A 5,935-nucleotide genomic window follows, 5' to 3' on the forward strand; every position below is an offset into this window, starting at 1 on the left:
GATGGAGGCGTTCGGGGCCGGGTTGTTCCTGCGCCGGCTGCTGACGCCTCGTTCCGTCAGGGAATAAAACATGGGACCGAATGAAAGTCAAGAAAAGTTCTCTTTATGTGCTTGTAACCTCAACGGCATGTATGACCGACGGAGGAGGTCGCGCGGGGCGTTGTCGATTGATCCGGTCACTGACGAGCGGTCTGCCCGAGTGACTAAAATAAATGCATTGTCACCGAAATCCCTACGCTCGATCAGGTGGTGGGCGACGGTCGCGACGGCTATACTCCCAAGCCCGACGATGACGACCTTCGCCGTGGGAACACTGCCATTTGTCTGCGACTCCGAATGCAGGTTGCGGAGGGACATTAGAGACAGCGCAAGCAGGATTGCTGCCCGACAGCGACATTTCTCGAAAGGCTGAGCGACGTTCCGGAGAGCGCGGGCGTCCCCGCGACATGTGCAGGTGCTGGATTACCGGTCAGGCGGCGATTTCCCGATTGGCGGCGGGGCGAAACGCGTTTCCACTTGCAGGCCTCCCAATTGTAAGGCCGTCGTCGAACTCGACGACACCGCGCAGGCTGTCCACCACCTCGCGCCAAGGTTTTTTTCTAGCTATGACGAATACTCGGCCACCACGAGCATTCCCCATAACCTCTCCCAAACCCATTGCAATATTCAGGCGCGAAAATGTAGCTTCACCTTTGGGGGAGGCAGTCTGAAAGAGGGTGACGCTATGCCCCATATTACGCTTACACTTGACCAAGATACCGCCGACATGCTGGCCGCGCGCATCGATGACGCGGCGCCGTCGCTTGAGGACGTTGCGTATCAGGCGCTTTATCAGGTCGCGCAGCAACGGGACGAAAATGTGGGTTACCGCAGGCGCTGTACATGCGGCTGGCTGGAGAAGTTCGCCGACAATCCGGAGCTTCCCGTTCATTTCGATGCCCAAACAAACGAGTACTGGATCACCGACAATCCCGCCAGATCCAGCCTCATCGTGCGCTATTGCTTCTCCTGCGGCGGTGCCGCTCCCCTATCGAAGCGGCATTCGCTTTTCGCTCATGTCCCGCCCACGGAAAAGAGCCGTCTCGCGAAACTGTGCGAGGGGATCGTAACCTTCGAGGACGCGATCAATCGACTGGGTCCCCCCGATTTCGACACGCCGGGCGGGATGATGGTGCCCTCTGGAGACGAAAGCGATCAGGAAAAGAGCATCATCCTGCGAACACTTATGTACCGGGGCCTTTCCGATACGGCGGACCTTCTCTTCAGCCAGAGGCCGAATAGCGACGGGGTGTCGCTTATGGTCTGGGCGAAGCCTCTCGAGGACAAGAGAAAAGCTGATTGACCGGATGCGGCGGGGCTTGGGGAGAGGATCATCCCGCCTCAGCCGCGCCTCGAGCCTTGGCTAATATGTTGATCCTGGCTGACAATTATTATCTGGGATAGCCTCGGCCGACCGACGAGCGTCACTCTAAGCTAGAGCGCTTTGTGTTTTCACGGAATCGGCAAAACGCAAAGACGCGTCGGAAAACAAAGAGTCAGAGTAAAGCTGCGTTGCCACCAAAACGCGCTTTGCTCTAGGGGACGAGACCCACAATGAACGAAAGTGGGCTGTGAAATATCACTTTCCTGCTCCATGGTGAAATCGCGTGTGATGCAAAATCTCTGAGTTCCGGAACGGCGATTTCAGGCCGAAAGTGAAGGGATTTTGAGAGACGTGGAAAACGGAGCGAGCAAACCTTCCGTCCATAGTTGACAAGGCGGATCGCCATTCAAGGGGGCCCTAAAATGCGCAAGCTGTTTTTCACCATGGGATCGCCCTTCGCACGCGCGGTGCGCATTGTGCTTGTCGAAAAGGGGCTGGATTTCGAGCGCGAGGAGACTATCACGACGCCAAGCGTTGAAGAACGCGCGAGGATCACGCCAACTCTTCAGGTTCCGACCTTTATCGACGGCGAACTGACGCTTTGGGACTCGGCGGTGATCATTGACTACCTCATGTCCAGCTATCCAGCCGTTGCTGCGCCCGCAGGCGCGCAGCCGCTGGCGATCGATTTCGTGCGCCCCACGGAAAGCTGGCGCGACAAGCTCGTGCTCGCGACGGTGCAAACGTTCGGCGTGTCGACCACGACGGTATCGCAGTTGCAATGGTCGGGCGTCCAGCACGAAGACAATGGCCATGCCACGCGATGCGCGATTCGCAATCAGCATCTCCTTGATTGGTTCGAGGCTCAGCTCAACGACGTCGCGAACGGCTTCGTGCCCGGCGTGGTCTCTGCACAGGATATTTTCCTGACCTGTTTTTGTCAGTTCATTGAAGCTCGCCCGTTGCGATTATCGTGGCGCGCTGCAAATCGGCCCAAACTCACTGCGTTGGTCGCGCGAATGGAGAAGCGGCCGTCTTTCCAACAGGAAGCAGCGCTCTGGTGGGAGCCAGGGGTCACCTACGCCACCACCGCAGAGGTGGAATGGGCGAGGCGGAAAACTATTTACAATGGACCTGGCCTCCGCGAGTGGGCGTCGCTCCAGCGCTGACCACCGAAAACCCGGAACGACCCGCTCGTGCAAAATTCCTGACTTTCAACGCAACCGAAGCAAGCATCACAGCGGGCTTTCCCTATTATCCGCTGCTCGATGCGGCCCAGCCGCATGACTGCCTGCAGCTTTCAGGCGGAGCGATCGGCGACGGCATGCCGGTGGCGACCGGCGCCGCCCTCGCCTGCCCCGGCCGCAAGGGCCTGTCGATGTTCGAACTTACCGATCCCGTGCTCGACTGGGTGAAACTTGCCGAGGGCATGGGCGTTGAAGCTGTGCGGGTGGAAACCAATGCCGGTTTGATCTCGGCCTGCCGCTCCGCCATGGGCCAGAGCGGGCCGAGGCTAGTCGAAGTCGTGTTCTGAGAAAGAAAACGCAGATCGAGAATATTGCAGCAGAGGGAACCTTCGGGCCATGCCGGCGTTTACTGTCGGCAAACAAGAATAAGCCTCGGAGAGATTCTCATGCTTGGCACCATTCTTCTCGTCATCGTCATCCTGATGCTTATCGGAGCCCTGCCAACCTGGGGCTATAGCAATGGTTGGGGCTACGGTCCCTCAGGCGGACTTGGCCTCATCGTGATCATCCTGCTCGTCCTGGTGCTGATGGGACGAATATAGGGTAAGGGGGGTGAGGCTCCGCCTGCGGCAAATCTATAATGCGAAATGTCGCGCAGCCCCTCACCTCTATCCCTAGTCAACTCAAGAGAGTTGACGACACCCCGTAAGAACGGGGCGAGGGGACTTCGAAGTTGGGGCTCGGCTTGGGAGGTCGAGTCTCGCCCAACCGGTTGGGCGAGATGAAACATTCGAGAACAATGAGCGCCGCTTGCGCCCCCTCGCCCCGTTCTTACGGGGAGAGGATAGAGGTGAGGGGCTACGCAAACCATTGCATGTCCAACAATGACCGCCATTGCATGTCCAACAATGACCGGCAAAAACCCGATCCCCCTACACCCGCCCCCGCAGATGCCTCGCCTTCCGCAATTGCGGGAACCAGTACCACCACAGGCCGGCAACGCCGATGGTAGCCGCCCCTCCCAGGATCACCGCCGGCACTGCGCCGAAGGCCCAGGCTGAGATGCCGGCGCGGAATTCGCCGAGTTCGTTCGACGCGCCCACGAACACCATGTTGACAGCGTTCACGCGCCCGCGCACCGCGTCCGGGGTCCAGAGCTGGATCAGCGTCTCGCGCACATAGACGCTCACCATGTCGAAGCCACCCATCAGCGCGAGCGCCAGCACCGACAGCCAGACCTGCGTGGAAGCGCCGAACACGGCTGTGAAGAAGCCGAACAGCGCGACGCAGACGAACATGATCACGCCGGCATGGTCGCGCACCGGGTGGCGCATCAGGAAGGCGGCGACCAGGATCGCCCCGACACCCGGCGCGGAGCGCAACAGGCCGAGGCCCCAGGGGCCGACGGTCAGGATGTCGCGCGCATAGACGGGCAGCAGCGCGGTGGCGCCGCCCAGCAGCACGGCGAAGAGATCGAAGGAGATGGCACCGAGCACGATCTTCTCCTTCCAGATATAGTTGAAGCCGGCCACCAGCGTCTCGAAGCTCGGCTTCTCCCTCTTCACCCGCAGCAGGGCCGGCGCACGGATGCCGCCAGCCAGCACGGCGGCGACGGCGAGCAACACCAGCGAGGTGGAATAGGCCGCTTCCGGCGAGACGCCGTAGAGCAGGCCGCCGGCGACCGGGCCGAGCACGGTGGCGATCTGCCAGGAGGAGGAACCCCAGGCGATGGCGTTGGCGAGGTCACCCTCTGGCACGAGATTAGGCATCAGCGATTGCTGCGCCGGCCCGAAGAAGGCGCGCAGCGTGCCCAGCACCACCAGCACGCCGAAGATCGGCACCACCGTATGCGCGCCCGTGATCGTGAAGGTGAGCAAGGCAATGGCGCAGAGCCCCTCGCCGATGATGCAGCCCGTCATGATCGCCACGCGGTTGAAGCGGTCGGCGACCGCGCCCGTCACTAGCACGAGCAGGAAGGCGGGCAGGAACAGCACGAGGCCCACGATGCCGAGATCGAAGGGATCGCGGGTGATGTCATAGACCTGCCAGCCCACCGACACGCCCATGATCTGGGCGGAAAAACTGCCGAGGAAGCGCGCAATCCAATAGCGAAAGAAGCCGGCATGGCGAAAAGCGCCCGTGCGCGGCGAAACAAGTTCGGACATGATGGGGAACCGCGGAAAATCGATTTTCTTTTAGGGAGATGCGGCTTCGTGCGCAATGCGGGATTGCGAAGGTGAAGAATGAGGCGCGACGCCAAGCCTTCCCCACGAAGCTGGGGAAGGTGGCATTGCGAAGCAATGACGGATGGGGTGTGGTCCGCTAGCTTCGAGCCAAAAGGATGGATCGCGGCAGAAGTGGAGGCTCTTTACTCTTGGGTTTGGCCTGTCGGACCACACCCCATCCGACCCGACTTCGTCGGGCCACCTTCCCCAGCTTCGTGGGGAAGGCTTCGCGTTGCGCCCTTCGTCGTAGGCACACGCCTCAACTTAACAGTTCCACCTTCAAAAACCGCGCTGCTAATCGAGCCGCTTTCGGCGACACAACATGCCCCACACCCGGCAACAGATGCCGCTCCACCCGCACCCCAGCCTCGGCCAGCCAGCGCTCGGCCTTCGCATCCTCGTCGGGCGGCACCGCGCCATCCGCGGCGCCATGCACCAGCAGCACGGGCGTTTCCTTCGCCGGCGCGAAGGGCTGCGGCTTCACGAAACGCCCGGAGAGCAGCACCACCGCCTTCGCGCGCCAGCGGCCGGAGGCGAAGCCGTCGAACACGATGGTCGCCCCTTGCGAGAAGCCGACCAACGCCACCCGCTCGGGCCTGTCGGCAAAGCCGTGGCGAGCAATGAGGCCCTCAATCACGCCGTCGCAAGCGCCCCGCGTCGCCTCGATGCGCTCGGGACGATTCGCCGGGGTGACGGCATCGAGATCGTACCACTGCCGCCCCGGCCCGGGCACGCAGGCGAGCGGCGCGTCGGGCGCGATCACCTCGGCCCCGGGCAGGGCGCGCCGCAGCACCCTGGCAAGCGGATCGAGATCGTGGCCGAAGGCGGCGACGCCGTGGAGGAGGAGGACGAGACGGTCGGAATAGGGGGCCATCAGGGACGCAACCAGACGATTTCTTTGCTTTCCGAGACATAGCGGAAGATCGGAGATTTCCGCCAGCTCTCGGCTGTCGGGAGGGCGGTCTTGCTCGTCGCTTGTTGCCAATTCATGCCGCAGCATAGTTCGAGACGGCCGGGCAGCGCCATCCTGCGCGGGCAATTTTGGGGGGTGGGTCTTCAGACCCGGCTCCTCTCTTTCCCATGAGGCGCAAGCGGTTCAGGCGGGTCTTCATTCTACTGTGTCACGAAGTTCGTTGATATGGTGTTTTTGCTGCTCTGGC

6 protein-coding genes are annotated in these 5,935 nt (G+C 61.5%); 4 read left to right on the top strand and 2 right to left on the bottom strand.

The annotated features are described in order from the left end of the window. The first annotated feature begins 448 nt into the window (after window positions 1-448). The 4 genes from QQL24_RS18605 to QQL24_RS18620 all read left to right on the top strand — a co-directional run bounded on the left by QQL24_RS18605 (window position 449) and on the right by QQL24_RS18620 (window position 3,152). Window positions 449-1,342, top strand: a complete 894-nt coding sequence (locus QQL24_RS18605) for a hypothetical protein (RefSeq protein ID WP_284313793.1) — start codon at window positions 449-451, stop codon at window positions 1,340-1,342. 443 nt (window positions 1,343-1,785) lie between these two features. Continuing rightward, complete coding sequence (locus QQL24_RS18610; protein ID WP_284313794.1) at window positions 1,786-2,532, top strand: glutathione S-transferase family protein; 747 nt, start codon at window positions 1,786-1,788, stop codon at window positions 2,530-2,532. Beyond that, window positions 2,511-2,897 carry a thiamine pyrophosphate-dependent enzyme gene (locus tag QQL24_RS18615; protein ID WP_284313795.1) on the top strand — a complete coding sequence of 129 codons (387 nt, stop codon included), beginning with the start codon at window positions 2,511-2,513 and terminating at the stop codon, window positions 2,895-2,897. Before QQL24_RS18610 ends, QQL24_RS18615 begins: the two co-directional genes overlap by 22 nt. 99 nt (window positions 2,898-2,996) lie before the next feature. Beyond that, a complete protein-coding gene (locus tag QQL24_RS18620) occupies window positions 2,997-3,152 on the top strand; it encodes a DUF3309 family protein (protein ID WP_284313796.1) in 156 nt (51 codons plus the stop codon). 330 nt (window positions 3,153-3,482) lie between these two features. On the opposite strand, the gene QQL24_RS18625 is transcribed toward QQL24_RS18620, so the two are convergent. Together QQL24_RS18625 and QQL24_RS18630 are read right to left on the bottom strand one after the other, a co-directional pair. Next, the gene (locus QQL24_RS18625) at window positions 3,483-4,715 is read right to left on the bottom strand and encodes an MFS transporter (protein WP_284313797.1); all 1,233 of its coding nucleotides are present in this window, start codon (window positions 4,713-4,715) and stop codon (window positions 3,483-3,485) included. A 319-nt stretch (window positions 4,716-5,034) separates the two neighbouring features. Next, window positions 5,035-5,649: an alpha/beta hydrolase gene (locus QQL24_RS18630; protein WP_284313798.1), complete on the bottom strand. Its 615-nt coding sequence runs from the start codon at window positions 5,647-5,649 to the stop codon at window positions 5,035-5,037. Window positions 5,650-5,935 lie beyond the last annotated feature (286 nt).

The sequence above is a fragment of the Labrys miyagiensis genome (assembly GCF_030160835.1).
Lineage (GTDB): Bacteria > Pseudomonadota > Alphaproteobacteria > Rhizobiales > Labraceae > Labrys > Labrys miyagiensis.

What these genes read in the sequence shown, in the direction of transcription:
- QQL24_RS18630 (WP_284313798.1), bottom strand. Translation starts at nt 5,649, where the DNA reads ATGGCCCCCTATTCCGACCGTCTCGTCCTCCTCCTCCACGGCGTCGCC.
- QQL24_RS18610 (WP_284313794.1), top strand. Translation starts at nt 1,786, where the DNA reads ATGCGCAAGCTGTTTTTCACCATGGGATCGCCCTTCGCACGCGCGGTG.
- QQL24_RS18625 (WP_284313797.1), bottom strand. Translation starts at nt 4,715, where the DNA reads ATGTCCGAACTTGTTTCGCCGCGCACGGGCGCTTTTCGCCATGCCGGC.
- QQL24_RS18620 (WP_284313796.1), top strand. Translation starts at nt 2,997, where the DNA reads ATGCTTGGCACCATTCTTCTCGTCATCGTCATCCTGATGCTTATCGGA.